This window comes from Amycolatopsis sp. NPDC098790 (assembly GCF_044759945.1).
Taxonomy (GTDB): Bacteria; Actinomycetota; Actinomycetes; order Mycobacteriales; family Pseudonocardiaceae; genus Amycolatopsis.
Map to the genome: position 1 here is coordinate 823,079 of NZ_JBIWAI010000002.1, position 16,590 is coordinate 839,668.

Here is a 16,590-nt window from a genome sequence, read left to right on the forward strand (position 1 = left end):
GGGTCAGGCGAAGGTCTGCCAGCCGGAGCCGATCAGGATGCCGGTGCTGTAGGGCGCGGTGTCGCTGCCGCCGTTGGTGTAGAGCCACAGGGTGCCGTCGGGCTTGGTGGCGGTGAGGTCGGCGCGGTCGTCCCCGGTGACGTCGCCGAGCTGGACGCGGTCGAACTGGGCCCAGCCGGAGCCGATCTGGCTGCCGGTGCTGTAGGGCGCGGTGTCGCTGCCGCCGTTGGTGTACAGCCAGAGCGTGCCGTCGGGCTTGGCGGCGACGAGGTCGGCCCGGCCGTCCCCGGTGACGTCCTCGCCCACGATCCGGGCGAACTGCGCCCAGCCGGCGCCGACCTGGATCCCGAAGTCGTAGGGCGAGGTGTTGCTGCCGTTGTTGGTGTAGAGCCACAGCGTTCCGTCGGGCTTGGCCGCTACCAGGTCGGCGCGGCCGTCGCCGGTGACGTCGGCGAGGGTGACGTGGCTGAACTGCTGCCAGGCCGAACCGATCAGGGTGCCGTTGTCGAACGGTGAGGAGCTGCCGTTGTTGGTGTAGAGGGAAAGTGTCCCGTCGGGTTTGCCGGCGACGATGTCGGCTTTGCCGTCGCCGGTGACGTCGCCGACGCGGAACCAGGAGAAGCCCTGCCAGCTGCTGCCGATCGGGCTGCCGGAGTCGTAGGGCGAGGTGTTGCTGCCGTTGTTCTTGTAGAGCGAGAGCGAACCGTCGGGCATGCGGGTGACGAGGTCGGCCCGCCCGTCACCGGTGACGTCGCCCGAGGCGACCCCGTTGCCCCCGGAGGACTGGTCGACGATCCGGTCGTAGCGGATGGCCGTGTAGGAGGTGACCTCGGACCAGGAGTCGAACCCGAGGTTGCCGTTGTTGTTGACCTTGTACGGGTTCTGCACGGTCTGGCCGGTGGAGTTGAACGAGTAGACGTAGGCGCCCTGGCCGTGGTCGTTCTGGTTCTTCCAGAACGCGAACAGCTCGATGTGCCCGTCCGGGCCGCCGCCGTCGCTGTCGCGGACCATCGCGTCGCCGGGGCGCAGGTCGTCCCGGGCCACGACGTGCATTCCGTTGCCGCTCTGCGCCTTGCTGAGGAATTCGTTGGTGATCAGGCTGGTGTTGAGGTGCCAGGCCATCGAGACGAGCCCGGAGCAGTCCCGGCGGTAGGTCTGCCCGCCGTCCGGGCCGGGGACGTGGGTGCCGGTCTGGGTGTAGGTGTAGCCCTTGTCCACCCAGAACTGCGCCCGGTCGAGGACCTCTCCGCGGGAGATCGGGCCGTTGACGGTCGATGCGTGCGCCGTGCCCGGGACGGCGATCGAGACCGCGGCCAGAGCCGCGGTGGCGAAGGTGACGGTGAGCCGGGCGATCGTCTTCGTGTTCATGGCTTCAGCGTCGGGACCCGCCCTGCAGGTTCTCTGCAAATCCGCCGGTAACCGCCATACAGCGGATTTCCGGCGAAGCTGCCGGGGCGTAGGGTCCCCGTGACATCTCGGGGGAGACGACGTGGGGCGGGGGATGGAGTTCCGGCTGCTCGGACCGGTCGAGGTCGCCGACGGGACCGGTCCGCTCGCCCTGGGCGGCACCAAGATCCGCACGCTGCTGGCCGCGTTGCTGCTCGAGCCCGGCCGGGTGCTCGCCACGGACCGCCTGGTCGACATCATCTGGGACGACGAGCCGCCGCCCACCGCGCGGGCGCTGATCCAGACCTACGTCTCCACGCTGCGCCGCGCGCTCGGCGACGCCGGCCCGGACATCGTCCGCACGGTGGCGCCGGGCTACCTGGCGCGGTTCGAGGCCACCAGCCTCGACCGGCACCACTTCGAGGGCTTCACGGCGGATGGGCGCTCCGCCGCGGAGGGCGGGCGCTACCGCGAGGCGTCGAACGCCTTCCGCGCCGCGGACGCCCTGTGGCGCGGGCCGGCGCTGGGCGGCGTGCGCAGCCGCGTCCTCGCCGGGGAAGCCGCCCGTCTCGACGAGCAGCGGCTCGCCGTCATCGAGGCGCGGATCACCGCCGACCTGGCCCTGGGCCGCACGGACGAGCTGATCGGCGAGCTGACCGTGCTGGTCGGGCAGCACCCGACCCGGGCGTCGCTGCGGGGCCAGCTCATGCTCGCCCTGCACCGCGCGGACCGGACGGCAGACGCCCTCGCCGTCTTCCGGCAGGGCCGCGAGGTGTTCATCGACGAGCTGGGGATCGAGCCGGGTGCCGAGCTGACCCGGCTGCACGAGGCGATCCTGCGGGCGGACCCGGCCCTGCTCGGCCCGTCGCCGGAGCCGCCCGCGCGGCCTGTCGTGCCCGAGCCCGCTTCGCCTTCGCCGGCCCGCGCCGAACCGCGCGTGGCCGTGCCGAAGCAGTTGCCGCCCGATGCGGCCGACTTCACCGGCCGGGACGAGCTGGTGGCCGAGCTGACCGGCGTGCTGACCGGCGGCGGGAGCGGCCCGGCGATCGCGGCGCTGCTCGGCCCGGGCGGGGTCGGCAAGTCGGCGCTGGCCGTGCACGTGGCGCACCGGGTGTCCGCGGCCTACCCGGACGGGCAGCTGCACGTCGACCTGCGGGGCACCACCGGTACCCCGGCTTCGCCGACCGAGGTGCTCGGCCGCTTCCTGCGCGCCTTGCAACCCCACCGGACCGCGATCCCGGACGACCCGGACGAGCGGATGGACGCCTACCGCACCGCGCTGGCCGGCCACCGCGTGCTGATCGTCCTCGACGACGCCGCGAACGAGCAGCAGGTGCGTCCCCTGCTGCCCGGTGCCGGCACCTGCTCGGTCCTGCTGACCTCGCGCAACCGGCTGGCCGGCCTCGCCGGCGCGCACCTGGTCGAAGTGGGGCTCCTGTCCGCGGGCGAGGCGACCGCGCTGCTGTCCCGGATCGCCGGCGCCGCCCGGATCGACGCCGCGCCCGACGCCGCCGCCGACATCGTGGCCTGCTGCGGCAACCTGCCGCTCGCGGTCCGCGTCGCGGGCGCCCGGCTGGCCACCCGACGGCAGTGGACCGCACGCCTGCTGGCGACCCGGCTGACCGACGAGCGGCGCCGTCTCACCGAGCTGTGCGCCGGTGACCAGCAGATCCGCGCGAGCATCGAAATGAGCGTCCGCAACCTGGAACCGGCCGCCCGGACCGCGCTCCGCCGGCTCGGGTACCTGGGGCTGGCCGACTTCCGGGCCTGGGTGGTGGCCTACGCGCTCGACGCCGACATCGGCACGGCCGAGCAGGTCGTCGAGCACCTCGTCGACACCCACCTGGTCGACTACACCTTCGTCGACGACACCGGCCAGGTCCGCTACCGGTTGCACGACCTGGTCCGCATCTACGCCCGCGAGGAGGCCGAGCGGCACGAGTCCCACGCCGACCTGGTGGACTCGACGGCCCGCGTCGCCGGCGGCTGGACCGCGGTGCTCGACCGGCTGCGGGACCACGTCGCCGATCACGTGACCTCCGGGGCGATCCCCTTGACGACGGCCGAGTCCGGCCCGGTCGACCCCGAGGTGCTCGGCACCGCGCTGACCGATCCCCGCGGCTGGCTGGACATCGAGCAGGCGTCGCTGGTGCTCGCCGTCGAGCGGGCCGCCGAGGCGGGCTTGGACGAGCCGGCCGTCGCCATCGCGTCGGTGCTGTGCTCGTCGGGCTACGCCCTCAACAGCGTCGTGGACTTGTGGGACCGCGCGCACGGCGCCGCGCTGGCCGCCGCCCGCGCGGCAGGCAACCCGCACGGCGAGGCGATCCTGCTGGCCCAGGTCGGCCAGCTCGCGTACGAGCAGGACCGCTTCGCCGACGCCCGCCGGCACTTCACCGACGCCGTCGAACGGTTCCGCGACCTGCGGGACCCGCGGGGCGAGGCCAGCACGCTGACCGCGCTCGGCCTGGCCTGCCGCGACCAGGGCTACCTCCCCGAAGCCGAGCACTTCCTGGCCCAGGCGGCCGCGGTGAGCCGGACCCTGGACGACGACCGCGCGACCGGCCACTGCGAGCGGCTGATCGGCTCGGTCCACCTGGAACGCGGCAACTTCGCGGCCGCCGACACCGCGCTGGCCGCCGCGCTGACGGCGTACCGCCGGGCGGGCAGCGAACGCGGGGAAGCGTTGACGCTGCGCACGATCGGCCTGACCCACCTCGGCCGCGGCCGGCTCCCCGAGGCCGAAGAGACCTTCGGCAGGGCGCTGGCGCTGTTCCGCCGGCTCGGCGACCCGAAGCTGGTCGCGTTCTGCCTGCGCGGGCTGGCCAAGACCCACCTGCGGATGGGCCGCCTGGCCGAGGCGAGGGGACCGCTGGAGAAGGCGCTGGAGGCCCACCGGGCGGAAGGGGACAGCTGGAGCGAGGCGATGGTCATGCGCACGCTCGGCGAGCTGGACCTGGCCGCCGGCCGGTTCGAGGAGGCGGCCGGGTGGCTGACCAGCGCACTCGAGGCGTTCCGCACGCAGGAGGCCCTCCTGTTCGGTGCCCGCACGCTGCGGGACATCGCGCAGCTGGAGGAGGCCCGAGGCGACCACACCGCGGCGAAGGCCGCCCTGGCCGAGGCCATCGAGACGTTCCGCGCCTACGGCTCCCGCGAGTACGGCGAGCTGACGTCCCTGTAATCCGATTCCAGGGTTTCTGCAGCCCGGTGGGCGACGGTGGACCGGTGCCCACAGAAGATTCCCCGGCCGGTCCCCGCCTGGCCGGCATCCCGATCCGCGACAGCGGCGAGGCGCTGGTGGACGTCCGCTCGGCCCCGCTGCGGGTGGCCGGCCCGACGTACCTCCGGTACGGCCTGGTCGACCGCTTGGTGACGGCCCAGAGCCTCTTGCCCCGCGACGTCCGCCTGCTGGTGGTCGACGGCTACCGCCCGCCCGGCGGGACCCCGTTCCCGGCCGCGGCGCACCCGACGGGGGGCGCCGTGGACGTCACGGTGTCCGAAGTGGACGATGCACTCCGGCCGCTTCCGGCGTGCTGCACCGGTGCGGTCGCACCACCGGGGGAGAGGACGGCGAGGTTGCTCGCGTCTGCGTTGGTCGCGGCCGGTTTGGTCAACTACCCGGCCCACTGGTGGCATTGGTCGTACGGGGATCCCTTCTGGGCTTGGGTGAACCAGGCGCCTTTCGCTCGCTACGGGCTCACTCACCCGGTGGCGCGAGACCGGCGATGAGCTGCCGCAGGGGAACGATCCCGACTCACCGCCACATCTCGTAGTTCCCGCATTCCGCCGCGGTTCCGGCCGCTTCCTGGGCCGCCGAGAAGAAATCGTCCACCATTGCCGAGGCACGTGTTCCGGCCGCCGCGAGGCACACCTGGTCGGGGGCCAGCTCCGGGATGGGGACGTAACGGACTTCCGGGTGCGAGTAGAAGACGGTCGCCGAACGGGCCAGGAAGGAGATGCCCCGGCCGGCCGCGACGTGCTCGAGCGTTTCGTCCACCCCGCGCACCGCCTCGCCGAGCGGAACCACACCGTCGTACAGCAGAGCGGTGATGACGATGTCCCCGGCCGGGACGGCACCCCATTTGCCGGTTGTCGTGTCCCCGCCCAGGTTTTCGGCCTTGGCGTGGTCGCGGCCCACGACTTCGACGGTGCCGATGGTGCCCGTACCGATGAGGGTGATGCTGCTCGTGAAGTGTCCTCCCGTCCGGGTCCCGTTGGTGTGCGTCAGATGGCGGTGGTGCCGCCGTCGGTGACCAGTTCCAGGCCGTTGACGTAGCTGGAGTCGGCGGAGGCGAGGAACAGCGCGACGGTGGCGATCTCTTCGGGGCGGCCCATTTCTCCCCGCGGGATCAGGGATTCGAACGCGGCTTTGGTGGCCTCGTCGAAGAGTTCTTCCTGCTTGGCCGTGGCGACCTGGCCGGGGGTCAGGACGTTGACCCGGATCTTGCGGTCCTTCAGTTCGTTGAGCCACACGCGGGCCCAGGCCTGCTGCACGGCTTTGCTCCCGGCGTAGAGGCTCCAGCCGGGGAAGGCGCCGAGGGAGGCGTTCGATCCGGTCATGATGATCGAGCCGCCGTCGTTGAGCAGCGGCAGCGCCTTCTGCACGGTGAACAGCGTGCCGCGGGCGTTGAGGGAGAAGGCGCGCTCGAACTGTTCCGCGGTGATGTCGCCGAGCCGGGCGGGTTCGCCCGTGCCGGCGCTGGCCCACAGCACGTCGATCGAGCCCTTCTCCCGCCTGACCGTGTCGTACAACCGGTCGAGGTCGGCCAGTTCGGACGCGTCGCCCGGCACGGCGGTGACGTTGCGGCCGATCAGCTCGACGGCCTCGTCGAGCGCGTCCTGCCGCCGCGCCTGGATGAAGACGTGCGCTCCCTCGTCGACGAACAGCTTGGCACCGGCCAATGCCATGCCGGTCGATCCGCCGGTGACCACCGCGACCTTGCCGTCGAGCTTTCCCACGAGTGCTTCTCCTTCATGTTATGTGAACTGGTCGGTGTGGTTAACGTAGCGAAGGGTCGACTCGGGCGCAAGTTATGTACACCGTTCGGTACTGACGTTGGCTATGCTGGACACATGACGGAGTTGGAGAAGGGGCCGCAAGGCCGCCGCCGGGGCCGGGGCGCGCGCGAGCGGATCCTCGGCGCGTCGCAGCAGCTGTTCCGCGAACAGGGCATCAACCGCACCGGCATGGACCAGCTCACCGCGGCGGCCCAGGTGTCGAAGCACACGGTCTACCAGCACTTCGCGGGCAAGGACGAACTGGTCGCCGAGTACTTGCGCCACTTCGATCCCGATGTCATGCCCGGAGTGTTCGACCGCGCCGACCTCACGCCCCGCCAGCGGCTGCTCGCTGCCTTCGACGTGCCGGCGTCCACCCCCTTGTGCCCTTACCTCGGCGCGGCGGTCGAACTCCACGATCCCCGGCACCCGGCATCCGAATACGCCCGCGAGTACAAGAAAGCCATCGCCGCGCGGCTCGCCGACGCCGCCCGCGAAGCAGGCGCGATCGATCCCGAGCAACTGGGTGAACAGCTGGCGCTGCTCATCGACGGCGCCTCGGTCCGCACCCGGGCCCTCGGCAGCGATTGCTTCCCCGCCGCCGCCGCGATCGCCGCCGTCCTCATCGACAACGCGATTCCGGCCACGGCCTCCTGAAGTCCCGCGGAAGCGACCTCGCCGCCACGGGCCTGTGGACGAACCGGAGTTGCTCGCAACGGACTACCGGCTCCCGGCGAACAGCGACGATCCCGGGTTCGCCCTGGCATAAACTGGTGCACCACGATGTCGCGGTCCCGCCGTGCCCGAAGACGGCGGACCCGCGGCTGCCTGGCCAACGGGGGACGGGAGGGCCATGGCCGGCAACGCGCGTTATCGGGACCTGGGGGACCGGCTGGAGCAGCTCAAGGCGGGCAGCGGACACAGCTATACGGGAATCGGCCGGAAGATCTACCTGAGCAAGTCCGCGGTTCACCGCTACTGCACCGGCGTGAGCGCCCCGAAGGAGTTCGGCGTCGTGGAGCGCATCGCGCTGGCGTGCGGCGCGAGCCGGGATGAGATCGTCGCGCTGCACCGCCTGTGGCTGCGCGCCACGGCGCCCGCGGAGGACGTCGCCGAAGACGTCGTCCAGGAAGCGGAATCGACTCCCACCGAAGCAGCTCTCCGGCCCGCCCCTGCCGAACCGGCACGCTTTCCTCGCCGCCGGCGCCGGTGGCTCTTGCCGGGTGTCGTCACGGCGATGGCCGCATTCCTGGCCGTCGTCCTGGTGTCGAGCACGGCCGGGCCGGACCCGGTGGCGGACGCACGAGCGCAGCGGATAGGCGGGCCCGCGTGGAAACTGCCGCCGGCCCCGGTGCCGAGCACGTTCTTCGGGGTCACGATCAACAGCGCCACGGGGAGGATGCCGTCGTTCCACGTCGGCGCCGCCCGGTTCTGGGACGGCGGGACGAGGTGGTCGGAAATCCAGCGCCTGCGCGGCGAGTTCGACTGGTCCACGCTCGACCGCCTGGTGGCCGGTGCGGAGGAGGCGAGCCTGCCGTCCCTGTTCGTCTTCGGCGGGACACCGAGGTGGGCCAGCCCCGGCGGCCCGGCCGGCCCTTACCCGGAGGGCACCCCGGCCCCGCCCGTCGACCTGGCTGACTGGGACCGGTTCGTCGGCTCGGTGGTGACCCGCTACCGGGGGCGGATCGATGCTTACGAGCTGTGGGTACTGGCCAACGATCGGCGCTTCTACGCGGGCAACGTGGAAACGTTGGTCGAGATGACCCGCCGGGCAGCCGCCATCATCCGGTCGGGCGACCCGAGAGCGACGGTGGTGTGCCCGGGCATGGGCCAGCTGTGGACGCCGGAAGGCGTCTCCTTCTTGCGGCGCTTCGCGGATTCGAACGGGTACGACCAGTGCGACGTCGCGAGCGTCAAGCTGTTCCAGCAGAGAGCGAGTGATCCGCCGGAGTCCATGCTGGAGCTGACCACGACGATCGACCGGGTCATGCACGAGGCTGGTGTTCACCCGCGCCTGTGGAACACCGGGACGACGTATTCGATCGCGACCCAGGCGCCGCTCGACGAGACCACCGCACGCAACCACGCGGTCAGGTTCTTCCTGGTGGGCCTCTATGCGCGCAAGGTCAACCTCGAACGCATGTACTTCTACAACTGGGGCGGGACGAGGGTGCCGATCGTGCTGCAACCGGTCGGCGGAACACCCACGGCGGCCGCGCTCGCGGTGGAGGTGCTGCAACGCTGGCTGCGCCGCGCCCAGAGCCGATCGTGTGGCCACGGGACCACGGCGGGCCTGCCGGAGAACGTCTGGAAGTGCGAGTTCACCGTGATCGAGCCCGACCGCACCTACGACGCCGTGATCCAGTGGACCGATCGAGGGACCGCCACCCTGACGGCGGGTGCGGGCGCCCGCCGGCTGCACCGCCTGGACGAGACCGAGCAGCCGGTGCGGCCGGGCGACCCGATCATCGTGAGCGAAGAACCTGCTCTGGTCTTGTCGGACCCCACGGGGCGTTGAGAGCGGACCAAGTCCGACCGGCTTTCGGATGCGGGCCGCCGGGGACAGTTCTCCCGGCGGCCCGGCCGGCTCACCGCGACGTCAGCACGTGATCGACAGGACGTCGATGAAGTGTGCGTCGGTTATCTTGATCCAGACGCTGCTCGTGTTGTGGCGGTCGTACACGTACCGGCCGAGCAGCACCGGGCCGATCCATTTGTTGACGACCGTGGTGCACCCGGCCGATGCCATGAACGCGTCGGTATCGCGGTACTTCACGTAGTTGCCGGAGTACTGGTTCTGGGTGAGCCACATGTCCGCTGGGTACAGGTCGCTCCGGTCCCAGTTCTGCCAGGGATAGCACGGGTACAGGCGGTCACCGTAGTAGTCGTTGTCGTGTGACCAGCACCAGGCGTTGCTGATCCGGATGTAGTGCTGCGAATGATTGGTGACCTCACCGCCACACCCCACGGTGGAACAGGTTCCTCGTGCCGCCACCGGCGACGCGGAATCACGCGGCGCGGCGCCGTGCGCCGGTGTCGGTGCGAATGCCGTCAACGCGACGAGCGCCGTCACCGAAGCGATGACTCTCTTCATCGTTCCCCTCCATCCTTCGGTGCTCTTCGGGTTCCCCGGCCCTGCCGGGGCGCGAGCACCGACCTGGGGGCAACGGTCCGGCGGGGGCCAGCATCGCACAAGGCCTCCGCAAGCGAATGGAACGCTGGGACGGAATGCCGCCTCTGACCAGGAAGGACACGGCGAGCTGGGACGGCGTCCCAACCGTCCGGACGCTCGGCGCGAACCGGGATGGGATCGGTGGCGACGGATCCGCGCCGCACATTCGGCGGTGAAGCGCGCGAAGTTGCACCCTGTTGGCCGATCTTACGTCGGTGGCGCGAAATTCGGATGCCCCATTGTTTGCTGTGCGAGCGTCGACGCCATTCGTGATTTGGTCGTGTAACGTCCGTTTCGATCCGGCAGCCGCCATCTCCGAGTGGCTGCGCTTGACAAATCCCACTCGCCCTGGCGAATCGTTCTGCCGCGCCGACCGACCAACAAAGGAAGGGCTGCACGTGACCGAGGCAACACCAGCGCCGGACCAGGGCCGCTTGCGGCGGGTCCTCTTTTCGGGCCTGCTCGGCGGCGTCATCGAGTACTACGATTTTCTCCTGTACGGCACGGTTTCCGCGCTCGTCTTCAACCGGCTCTTCTTCGCCGGCCTGTCTCCGGCGGTGGCGACGTTCGCCTCGTTCACGACGTTCGCCGTCGGCTACTTCGCGCGGCCGGCCGGTGGCTTGATCTTCGGTCACCTCGGCGATCGGTACGGCCGCAAGGTGATGCTGCTGGCTTCGATGGTCCTGATGGGGGTGGCGAGCACGCTGATCGGTGTGCTGCCGACCTACGCCAGTGCCGGGAGCTGGGCGCCGATCATGCTGGTTTTGCTGCGTCTGTGCCAGGGAATCGCCGTCGGGGGCGAGTGGGGCGGGTCCACCTTGCTCGCCGCGGAACACGCGCCGCCCGCCCGCCGTGGCCTGCTCACCGGGATCGTGCAGCTCGGTGGGCCCGTCGGATCGATCCTGTCCACCGCGGTGCTCGCCCTGGTTTCCCTGATGCCCGACGAAGACTTCCTGACCTGGGGCTGGCGGATTCCGTTCCTGATCAGCGCCGTGCTACTGGCGCTGGGCCTGTTCGTCCGGTCCCGGGTCGTCGAGAGCCAGGTCTTCCTGGACAGCCGCGCCGGCGCCGAGCACCGGCGGGCACCGCTGATCGAGCTGCTGCGGCGGCCCGTCCAGCTGCTGCGAGCGTGCTTCTTCGTCTTCGGTGCCACCGTGACCCAGGCGCTGACGAGCGCGTTCATGGTGAGCTACGCGACCGGCGTCGGCGTCGGCCGCACGGACATCCTCATCGGGCAGGTCTTCAACGGGACCGGAGCCGCCGTCGCGATGCTGGTCGCGACCGCGCTGTCCGACCGGATCGGCCGGCGCCGCACGCTCATCGGTGCCGCGCTGCTGCTCGCCGCGGTGGCCTACCCGGTGTTCGCGATGATCGGCACGGGCGACCCGGTGCTGCTGTGGGTCGCGCTCGGTGTGTTCGCGGGCCCGCCGCTGGGTGCGCTGCTGGCCCCCTCGGCGGCGTTGCTGGCCGAGTCCTTCGACACCAGCGTGCGCTACACGGGCGTGTCCGCCGGGTACCAGGTCGCGGCGGTGCTCGGCGGCGGGCTGGCCCCGCTGATCGGCGTCGGCCTGCTCTCGCTGGCCGGCGGGAGCCCGGTGCTCGTCGCGGTGTACATGGCGGTGGCGTGCTTGGCCAGCGCGGTCGCCGTGTGGTCGGCGAAGGAAACGAAGGGCCGTGACCTGGCTGCTTCCGAGGCGACACCGGAGCCCGTCCCCGCCGCACGGGGCTGAACGGCCGGAAATGCTAGGGAAGCGCCACCACATTCCGGCAGGACCCGTTCGCGTGGCTCAGGCGAACGCCGTCCGCCGGCGTGTATTCCGCGTCGCCGCCGGCGTCGAAGTCCACGCCGACCCGGTCGCCGGACGTGGCCGTCACGGTGGCCCGCCTGACGAGCGAACGCCCGGTCTCCGGGTCCGGCGCGCCGAACACGAGCACCCGGTCGCCGGCGGCGAAGTGGTTCCAGCAGCTGCCGCCGAGAGTGCTCCAGGCGGCGGTGAACGCCCGGTCGACGGCCGGCAGCTCTGCGCCGAGCGCGGCCGCGATGCGGACCAGGGTGCCGCGAGCGGGCGGCGCCGCGGGCCGTCCCGCCGTCTCCGGGGCGAGCCAGGCCTGGAGGTAGTGGAGCGGTACGTCCGCCGCGTCGGCGATCGACGCGGCGGACGTACCGGGCCGGTGGGTGGCGAACAGGACGGCAACGGGTGAGTTCACCTTGGCTCCTCGGGAATCGCTTCGATCAGGGCGTGGGTGGTGCTCGCCGCGCTGCGGGCCGCGGCCTCCGCCGTGCCGTGGCCGGGCGTCCGGAGCCCGGACAGGTACAGCGCTGCCGTGCCGCTCACGTGTGCGGCCAGCCGCGCCAGGAGCCGGCGGGCGTGCTCGGGGTCGGGCGCCACCCCGCGGCACCTCCTCAGCGAGTCGGCGAGCAGCAGGCGGCGCTCGTTTTCCAGGCCCCGCGGGGCGATCGTGAAGATCAGGGCCAGGTCGACGCGGTGCTCGATCAGGAACAGGGTCGCCGATCCGGCCGCCGCCGCCAGCGCCTTCGCCGGGTCGGTCACGCCGTGCGTCGCGCGGGAGATTTGGGTGCGCAGCAGTGCGGCCGACTCCGCCGCGACGGCGGCGAGCAATGCTCCCCGGTCGGCGAAGTGCCGGTACGGCGCCGCGGACGAGACGTCCAGGTTCTTGGCCACCTTGGCGACGGAGAACCCGTGCGGGCCCTCGGCGGCGATCAGGGACAACGAAGCCCGGACCAGGTCGGCCCGCAGATCGCCGGCATAGCGCGGCGCCCGCAGGGTCACCGGCCGGCCGGCCCGAACCGGCTCTGCGCGGTGACCCACTGGGTTTCGGTGTAGGCCTCGATGTTGGCGCGCGTGCCGCCCATCCGCGTGCCGTTGCCGGAGATCCCCATCCCGCCGAACGGGCTCGGCGTCTCGTCCACGACCGTCTGGTCGTTGATGTGCAGCTTCCCCGCCGGCACATCGCGGAACAGCTCGAGCGCGGCCAGCCCGTCGGTGGTCAGGACACCCAGCGACAAGCCGTGTTCGGAGGCCGCGGCCAGCGCGACGGCTTCTTCGGGGGAGGAGAAGCGCGTCACCGGCGCGACCGGGCCGAACACCTCCTGGGCGTACGCCGGCGCGGACGAGCTCGCGCCGGCCAGGACCGTCGGCGAGTAGAACAACCCGTTGTAGTTCCCGCCGTACGCCAGTTCGGCGCCCGCGGTCACCGAAGCCGTGACGAGCGCGTGGACCCGGTCGCGCTGCCCTTCGTCGATGAGCGGGCCGAGGGCGACGTCGGCGGCCGCCGGGTCGCCGACGCGGAGGCCGGCCGCCCGCTCGGTCAGCGCCGCCACGTACTCGTCGGCGATCTCGGCCGCGACCAGGTGGCGCCCGGTCGCCATGCAGATCTGGCCCTGGTGGTGGAACGACCCGAACGCGCCGACCCCGGCCGCGCGGGCGACGTCGACCCCGGGCAGCACGACGAGCGCCGAGTTCCCGCCCAGTTCGAGGTGAGCGCGTTTGAGGTGCGCCCCGGCCAGCTGGCCGACGCGCCGGCCGGCCCGCGTGGACCCGGTGAACGCGATCACCCGGACCGCGGGGTCGGTGACGATCGCCTCGCCGACGGCCGCGTCGCCCGGCAGCACCGAAAGCACCCCCGGTGGCAGCCCGGCCTCCTCGAAGACGCGAGCCAGCACCACCCCGCCGCAGACGGCCGTGCGCGTGTCGGGCTTGAGGACGACGGCGTTGCCGAGGGCCAGTGCCGGGGCGACCGAGCGGATCGCGAGGATCACCGGGAAGTTGAAGGGGGAGATCACCCCCACCACGCCGGCCGGGACCTGCCGCGAGTAGCTCAGCCGCGGCGACGCCGTGCGGAGCACCTCGCCGACCGGCTCGGAGGCGAGAGCCGCGGCTTCGTAGCACTCGTCGGCCGCGCGCTCGACTTCCGAACGCGCTTTCGCCCGCACCGAACCGGATTCGCGGACGATCCACTCTTCGATCTCGCCGGCGTGGGCGAGCCACCGGTCGCCGGCCCGCCGCAGCACGGCGGCGCGCCGCTGGTACCCGGCCGCCGCCCACTCGCGTTGCGCGGCGACGGCCCGTGCGGTGGCTCGGGCGACGTCTTCGGGCCCGGCTGAGCCGAGCACGCCGAGTTCCTTGCCGGTCGCCGGCTCCCGGACCGGGAACGGCGCCGCGGATCCCGGGACCCAGCCGCCGAGGTAGATATTCCCGGACCAATCGGATTCGGTCAGAAAACTCACTGCGCGCACCTGTTCCCGTAATCCACGGCTACTCCGGACGATTCTGCCGGAATGCCGATCGGATAGCCTGGTGCCAGTTGCACCACCTTCTTCTTCGTTGGTGCGCTTAGGGTTCTGCTCATGCCGACTACCATCACTGTGGGAAAGTTCGCCGACCACCTCGGGCAGCACCTCGGCTTCAGCGACTGGTTCGAGTTCACCCAGGAGAAGACCGACCGGTTCGCGGATCTGACCGACGACCACGGCTGGCCGCACGTCGACGTCGAGCGGTCGCGGAACAGCCCGATCGGCGGCACTGTGGCGCACGGGTTTTTCGTTCTATCGCTGTTCATGCACTTCTGGAACCAGATGGTCGTCGTGGACAAGAAATCGCTGCTGCTGTTCTACGGGATGAACAAAGTCCGGATCACGTCCCCGGTGCCGGCCGAAGGTGGCCGGATCCGGCTCGGACTGGAAGTCGCGTCGGTGAAGGAATTCGACGACGGGGAACTGGTCGCCTACACCGCGACGTTCGAGCTCGAAGGCCGGGAAAAGCCCGCGTGCGTGGCGGAAGTCCTGTTCCGCTACTGGCGGGAAGGCATGTTCCCCGGCAACGTCGCGGTCTGAGCGCCCGCCGTGCTCGACCTCGGCTTCCTCACCGTCGCGGACCTCTCGCGATCGCCGGCGGGCCGGTTCTGCGCCCGCCGCTTCGCCGACCACGGCGCGGACGTCGTCCTGGCGGCCCCGGAATCCGGCTGGGCACCGGGTCTGGCGGCCCACCTGGACGCGGGCAAACAGCCGATCGGCGGTGAAGCCGTCGGCGAGCTGGTCCGCCGCGCCGACGTCGTCGTCACCGACGGAGAAGACGCGGACCTGCCGGTGACGGCGCGCACCGTCCTGTGCCGGGTGACCGAGTTCGGCGCCACCGGGCCGCGGGCCGGCTGGCGCGGCGGCGAACTCGTGCACCAGGCCCTGTCCGGTCTCGCGCACGCGACCGGGGCGGCGGACAAACCACCGCTGTACGGCTTCGGGCACCGCGCGTACTACGCCGCGGGCGCGGCGGCGTTCGCGACGGCGCTGGCCGCGGTCGTGGAGCGGCAACGCTCGGGGCTCGGGCAGCGGGTCGAGGTCGCGGTCGACGAAGTGGCGGCCACGACCAGCCCCAGCCTCATCGCGCAGTACGACTACAACGGCACCCACCCGCGTCGCGGCGCGTACCCGGGCCTGGTCGACACCTACCGCTGCCGGGACGGCTGGGTGGTCATGTTCGTCCTCAGTGGACGGTGGCAGGCCACGTGCGCCGCGCTCGGCCTCGACGCGCTCGTGGACGACGAACGCTTCGCCACCCCGAAGGCGCTCAACCGCAACTGGGCCGAGGCGTCCGCGCTGCTCGCGGACAAGCTCCGGGACCTCGACGTCGCTTCCGTCGTCGCCATGGGCGAAGAACACCGCCTCGCCGTGGAGGCCGTCCTCGACCTGCCCGCCCTGGCCGCCGACCCGGGCCGGGGGAGCACCGGTTTCTGGGCGGAGGAGATCGACGGCGCGCTGGTTCCCGGTCCGCTGCCGCGCTCCGGACCCGCGCCGGCCGCCGTGCTCCCGGTTCCCGCCGAACCGCGCCTGCCGCCCTTGGCGGGCAAGCGGGTGCTGGAGATGACGACCGCGTGGGCCGGCCCGTTCACCGGGCGGTCACTGGGTTTCCTCGGCGCCGAGGTGATCAAGGTCGAGTCGATCCGCAACATCGACTCGTGGCGCGGTGCGACCACCGGCGGCGACGTCCGCCGGTATCCCGACCTCACACCGGGCGACCGGCCCTACAACCGGAGTTCGTGGTTCAACACCGAGAACAGCGACAAGCTCTCGGTCGAGCTGGACCTCAAAAACCCGGCCGGGATGGCCGCGATGCACGAACTGGTCGCGGCCAGCGACGTGTTCGTCTGCAACCTCGCGCCCGGCGCGCTGCACCGGCTCGGCCTGGACTACGCGACGCTCCGGACCCTGCGTCCCGGCCTTGTGTTCCTGGAGATCAACGGCTTCGGTGCCACCAGCCCGCTGGCTTCGCACGTCGGCGTCGGTCCCACGGTGGAGGCGACGACCGGAGCCATGTCCCTGATCGGCTACGGCGACGGCGTGCCGTACAACAGCGGCAGCGCCTACCTCGATCCGCTTTCCGGCCTGCTGTCGACCGGGCTGGTCCTCGCCGCGCTCGCGACCGGGCGCGGCCACCACCTGGAGCTGAACCTGCGCGGCGCCGGCCTGCAGCTGGTCGGCGAGTTCCTGCACGGGGACCCGGATCCGCGCGTGTGTCCACACGGGATATTCCCGGCTTCGGGGACGGACGAGTGGCTCGCCGTCGCGGCCTACGACGACGAGCAGTGGGCACGGCTGCGCGCGGTCGTCGGGGTCGACGACCGCCCGGAGCTGGCGACGCTCGACGGCCGGCTCCGGCACCGGGCGGAACTGGACGCCGCCATCGCGGCGTGGAGCCGGCAGCGGGACAAGCGCGAGGCCGCGGACGTGTTGCAGGCGAAGGGGATCGCGGCCGCGCCGGTGTGTTCGGGCGCGGACCTCGCCGACGACCCGCACCTCGAGGCGATCGGCTTCTACCAGACCCTCGACCACCCGGAGGTCGGCAAGCGCCGCTACCAGGGCCTTCCGTACCGGCTGGCGGAGACGCCGGGCCGGGTGCGGCGGCCGGCCCCCTGCCTGGGCGCCGACACGGCCGGCGTGCTGCGGCGGGTGCTGGGCAAGACCGAGGCGGAGATCGCGGCGCTGCTGGCGTCCGGGGCGGCGACCGCGCGGTCCTGACCGG

The 16,590-nt window shown here is 71.8% G+C and carries 14 protein-coding genes; 7 read left to right on the forward strand and 7 right to left on the reverse strand.

Translation table 11 applies throughout. The features are described from left to right. Positions 1-3: 3 nt before the first annotated feature. A complete protein-coding gene (locus tag ACIQWX_RS17465) occupies positions 4-1,368 on the reverse strand; it encodes an FG-GAP repeat domain-containing protein (RefSeq protein WP_400871447.1) in 1,365 nt (454 codons plus the stop codon). 121 nt (positions 1,369-1,489) lie between these two features. Here ACIQWX_RS17465 and ACIQWX_RS17470 point away from each other — a divergent pair, with 121 nt between their 5' ends. Together ACIQWX_RS17470 and ACIQWX_RS17475 are read left to right on the forward strand one after the other, a co-directional pair. After that, positions 1,490-4,564, forward strand: a complete 3,075-nt coding sequence (locus ACIQWX_RS17470) for an AfsR/SARP family transcriptional regulator (RefSeq protein ID WP_400871450.1) — start codon at positions 1,490-1,492, stop codon at positions 4,562-4,564. A 44-nt stretch (positions 4,565-4,608) separates the two neighbouring features. Next, complete coding sequence (locus tag ACIQWX_RS17475) at positions 4,609-5,112, forward strand: hypothetical protein (protein ID WP_400871453.1); 504 nt, start codon at positions 4,609-4,611, stop codon at positions 5,110-5,112. Positions 5,113-5,137: 25 nt separating this feature from the next. Here ACIQWX_RS17475 and ACIQWX_RS17480 read toward each other — a convergent pair whose 3' ends face one another. Both ACIQWX_RS17480 and ACIQWX_RS17485 read right to left on the reverse strand, forming a co-directional pair. After that, complete coding sequence (locus tag ACIQWX_RS17480; protein WP_400871456.1) at positions 5,138-5,521, reverse strand: hypothetical protein; 384 nt, start codon at positions 5,519-5,521, stop codon at positions 5,138-5,140. Between the two features lie 86 nt (positions 5,522-5,607). Then, positions 5,608-6,342: an SDR family NAD(P)-dependent oxidoreductase gene (locus ACIQWX_RS17485; RefSeq protein ID WP_400871459.1), complete on the reverse strand. Its 735-nt coding sequence runs from the start codon at positions 6,340-6,342 to the stop codon at positions 5,608-5,610. A 114-nt stretch (positions 6,343-6,456) separates the two neighbouring features. On the opposite strand from ACIQWX_RS17485, the gene ACIQWX_RS17490 reads away from it, so the two are divergent. Together ACIQWX_RS17490 and ACIQWX_RS17495 are read left to right on the forward strand one after the other, a co-directional pair. Beyond that, complete coding sequence (locus ACIQWX_RS17490; protein ID WP_400871462.1) at positions 6,457-7,038, forward strand: TetR/AcrR family transcriptional regulator; 582 nt, start codon at positions 6,457-6,459, stop codon at positions 7,036-7,038. Positions 7,039-7,234: 196 nt separating this feature from the next. After that, positions 7,235-8,899, forward strand: coding sequence for a helix-turn-helix domain-containing protein (locus ACIQWX_RS17495; RefSeq protein ID WP_400871465.1), 1,665 nt, complete (start codon positions 7,235-7,237; stop codon positions 8,897-8,899). Positions 8,900-8,980: 81 nt separating this feature from the next. Here ACIQWX_RS17495 and ACIQWX_RS17500 read toward each other — a convergent pair whose 3' ends face one another. Next, on the reverse strand, positions 8,981-9,475 hold the full coding sequence (locus tag ACIQWX_RS17500) for a hypothetical protein (protein ID WP_400871468.1): 495 nt from the start codon (positions 9,473-9,475) through the stop codon (positions 8,981-8,983). A 476-nt stretch (positions 9,476-9,951) separates the two neighbouring features. Here ACIQWX_RS17500 and ACIQWX_RS17505 point away from each other — a divergent pair, with 476 nt between their 5' ends. Next, the gene (locus ACIQWX_RS17505; RefSeq protein ID WP_400871471.1) at positions 9,952-11,283 is read left to right on the forward strand and encodes an MFS transporter; all 1,332 of its coding nucleotides are present in this window, start codon (positions 9,952-9,954) and stop codon (positions 11,281-11,283) included. A gap of 13 nt (positions 11,284-11,296) precedes the next feature. On the opposite strand, the gene ACIQWX_RS17510 is transcribed toward ACIQWX_RS17505, so the two are convergent. Genes ACIQWX_RS17510 through ACIQWX_RS17520 form a run of 3 tightly spaced genes read right to left on the reverse strand, consistent with a single transcriptional unit; the run spans position 11,297 to position 13,802 of the window. After that, a complete protein-coding gene (locus ACIQWX_RS17510; protein WP_400871474.1) occupies positions 11,297-11,761 on the reverse strand; it encodes a hypothetical protein in 465 nt (154 codons plus the stop codon). Beyond that, positions 11,758-12,345: a TetR/AcrR family transcriptional regulator gene (locus tag ACIQWX_RS17515; protein WP_400871477.1), complete on the reverse strand. Its 588-nt coding sequence runs from the start codon at positions 12,343-12,345 to the stop codon at positions 11,758-11,760. The genes ACIQWX_RS17510 and ACIQWX_RS17515 overlap by 4 nt, the downstream gene beginning before the upstream one ends. Further along, positions 12,342-13,802: an aldehyde dehydrogenase family protein gene (locus ACIQWX_RS17520; protein ID WP_400871480.1), complete on the reverse strand. Its 1,461-nt coding sequence runs from the start codon at positions 13,800-13,802 to the stop codon at positions 12,342-12,344. Before ACIQWX_RS17520 ends, ACIQWX_RS17515 begins: the two co-directional genes overlap by 4 nt. 120 nt (positions 13,803-13,922) lie before the next feature. Between ACIQWX_RS17520 and ACIQWX_RS17525 the strand changes: the two genes are divergently transcribed. Continuing rightward, positions 13,923-14,408 carry a MaoC family dehydratase gene (locus ACIQWX_RS17525; protein ID WP_400871483.1) on the forward strand — a complete coding sequence of 162 codons (486 nt, stop codon included), beginning with the start codon at positions 13,923-13,925 and terminating at the stop codon, positions 14,406-14,408. A 9-nt stretch (positions 14,409-14,417) separates the two neighbouring features. Next, a complete protein-coding gene (locus tag ACIQWX_RS17530) occupies positions 14,418-16,586 on the forward strand; it encodes a CoA transferase (protein WP_400871486.1) in 2,169 nt (722 codons plus the stop codon). Positions 16,587-16,590 lie beyond the last annotated feature (4 nt).

Excerpts from the sequence above, each read along its gene's own strand:
- ACIQWX_RS17490 (WP_400871462.1), top strand. The coding sequence starts at position 6,457 with ATGACGGAGTTGGAGAAGGGGCCGCAAGGCCGCCGCCGGGGCCGGGGC.
- ACIQWX_RS17525 (WP_400871483.1), top strand. The coding sequence starts at position 13,923 with ATGCCGACTACCATCACTGTGGGAAAGTTCGCCGACCACCTCGGGCAG.
- ACIQWX_RS17465 (WP_400871447.1), bottom strand. The coding sequence starts at position 1,368 with ATGAACACGAAGACGATCGCCCGGCTCACCGTCACCTTCGCCACCGCG.
- ACIQWX_RS17495 (WP_400871465.1), top strand. The coding sequence starts at position 7,235 with ATGGCCGGCAACGCGCGTTATCGGGACCTGGGGGACCGGCTGGAGCAG.
- ACIQWX_RS17500 (WP_400871468.1), bottom strand. The coding sequence starts at position 9,475 with ATGAAGAGAGTCATCGCTTCGGTGACGGCGCTCGTCGCGTTGACGGCA.